The sequence below is a fragment of the Zoogloea sp. genome (assembly GCF_041911615.1).
Lineage (GTDB): Bacteria > Pseudomonadota > Gammaproteobacteria > Burkholderiales > Rhodocyclaceae > Zoogloea.
The window spans coordinates 1-2,371 of record NZ_JAYROR010000010.1; the positions used below are offsets into that span (position 1 = coordinate 1).

Annotated in this window: 2 protein-coding genes and 1 pseudogene; all 3 read left to right on the top strand. The window is 65.2% G+C overall.

The genetic code is table 11. The annotated features are described in order from the left end of the window. A partial coding sequence (locus ACE3P2_RS01450; RefSeq protein WP_374260098.1) for an AAA family ATPase occupies window positions 1-1,471 on the top strand: 1,471 nt, incomplete at its 5' end. Continuing rightward, window positions 1,471-1,662, top strand: coding sequence for a hypothetical protein (locus ACE3P2_RS01455; protein ID WP_001446316.1), 192 nt, complete (start codon window positions 1,471-1,473; stop codon window positions 1,660-1,662). The genes ACE3P2_RS01450 and ACE3P2_RS01455, both read left to right, overlap by 1 nt. Window positions 1,663-1,722: 60 nt before the next feature. Further along, a pseudogene (locus ACE3P2_RS01460) lies at window positions 1,723-2,371 on the top strand (ATP-dependent metallopeptidase FtsH/Yme1/Tma family protein); the annotation flags it as partial.

Below are 2,371 nucleotides of genomic sequence, written 5' to 3' on the forward strand. Positions count from 1 at the left end.
CGACACCTTCGAGGCGCACCACAAGGTCAGCATCTCCGAAGACGCGATCATCGCGGCGGCCGAGTTGTCCGACCGCTACATCACGGCGCGCTTCCTGCCGGACAAGGCGATCGACCTGCTCGACCAGGCGGCCGCGCGCGTCAAGCTGTCGGCCACGGCCCGGCCGGTGGCCGTGCAGGAGCTGGAGTCCGAACTGCACCAGCTGCGGCGTGAACAGGATTACGTGGCCGCGCGCAAGCAGTACGACCAGGCCGCCGAGCTCGGCAAGCGCATCGAAGCCAAGGAGGCCGAGCTCAAGAAGCTCGTCGAGAACTGGGAGCGGGAGCGGGCCTCCGGCAGTGCCGAGGTCAAGGCGGAACACGTGGCGCAGATCGTCTCGCGCCTGACCGGCATCCCGGTCAACGAGTTGACGGTGGAAGAGCGCGAAAAGCTGCTGCACTTGGAACAACGGCTGCACGAGCGCCTGGTGGGACAAGACGAGGCGGTCCGTGCCGTGGCCGATGCCGTGCGGCTGTCCCGCGCCGGCCTGCGCGAAGGCAGCAAACCGGTGGCTACCTTCCTGTTTCTGGGCCCGACCGGGGTGGGCAAGACCGAGCTCGCCAAGGCATTGGCCGAATCGATCTACGGCGATGAGCACGCCCTGTTGCGCATCGACATGTCGGAATATGGCGAACGCCATACCGTGGCGCGGCTGGTGGGCGCGCCTCCGGGCTATGTCGGTTACGACGAAGGCGGTCAGCTCACCGAGAAGGTGCGGCGCAAGCCCTACAGCGTGCTGCTGCTCGACGAGATCGAGAAGGCACACCCTGACGTCTACAACATCCTGCTGCAAGTGTTCGACGACGGTCGCCTCACCGACGGCAAGGGCCGGGTGGTGGATTTCACCAACACCATCATCATCGCCACGTCCAACCTGGGTTCGGACATCATCCAGCGACGGCTGAAGGCGCGTGAGGCGGCCGGCGAGGAGTACGAAAAGACCAAGGCCGAGGTCATGGACGTGCTGCGCGGCCACTTCCGGCCCGAGTTCCTCAACCGCATCGACGAGATCATCGTCTTCCATGCGCTGGGCAAGGAGGAGATCCGCCACATCGTCGGCCTGCAACTCGATCGCGTGGCGCGCAGCGCCGCCAGCCAGGGCGTGACGCTCACTTTCGATCAGACGCTGATCGACCATTTCGCGGAAGAAGGCTACAAGCCCGAGTTCGGTGCGCGTGAACTCAAGCGCCTGATCCGCAGCGAGCTGGAAACTGCGCTGGCGCGCGAGATGCTCGGTGGCAGCATCGGCAAGGGCGATCACGCCAGCGCACGCTGGGACGACAAGGCCGAACGCGTGGTGTTCGAACGCAAAGAGCCACCGCAGACCCCGGCCGAGCCGGAGCAGCCGGATGTCGCGAAGGCGACCGAGACGCCGCACGGCGACGCTGGCAAAGACTCGAGCAAGAAGAAGTCGGCGAGCGACGCATCTTGATGGCGGGCGAGGCTGCCGTGTCCGACCCCATCGGCCTGGCATGGGCAGCCTCCCTGGCATCGATCGCGGTGGCGGTTGTGGCCGCGGGTCACGCGGTCGTCTACAAGCGTGATCCGCGGTCGGCCACGCCGTGGGGGCTGCTCATCAGCGGCGGCACTGCCCTCCCGCTCGCTGGCCATCCGTTTGCGTGACGGTGCGGCCCGTCTGTTCACCTGATCCTCTGGCAACTCGACTTTCGAGGAACACGGTCCATGGAAAAAAAGAATCAATGGAATACCGGCTACTGGATCGTTGCCCTCCTGCTGTTGCTGAGTTTGCAGAGCTACTGGCAGACGGCGAAAACCGTCGAGCCGGTGCCCTACAGCGAGTTCGAGAAGGCGCTGGACGAGGGGCGCGTGGCCGAAGTGCTGGTATCGGATCGTACGGTGACCGGGCGCCTGAAGTCTCCGGACAGCCGGGGCAAGACGACGATCGTGGCAACGAGGGTCGAACCCGATCTTGCCGATCGCCTGTCGAAGTACGACGTACCCTATGCCCGCGTGTTGGAGAGCACCTGGCTGAGCGATGTGCTGTCGTGGATCCTGCCAGCGGTATCCTTCTTTGGCGTCTGGTTCTTCCTGTTCCGCCGCTTCGCCGAGAAGCAGGGCATGGGCGGGTTTCTCAACATCGGTAAGAGCCGCGCCAAGGTGTTCGTGGAAAAGAACACCGGTGTGACGTTCGCCGATGTGGCGGGGGGGGGATGAGGCCAAGGCGGAGCTGGTCGCGATCGTCGATTTCCTGAAGAATCCGCAGGACTATGGCCGTCTCGGGGCGCGCATTCCCAAGGGCGTGTTGCTGGTCGGCCCACCGGGCACCGGCAAGACATTGCTGGCCAAGGCTGTTGCCGGGTGGCCGAATCGA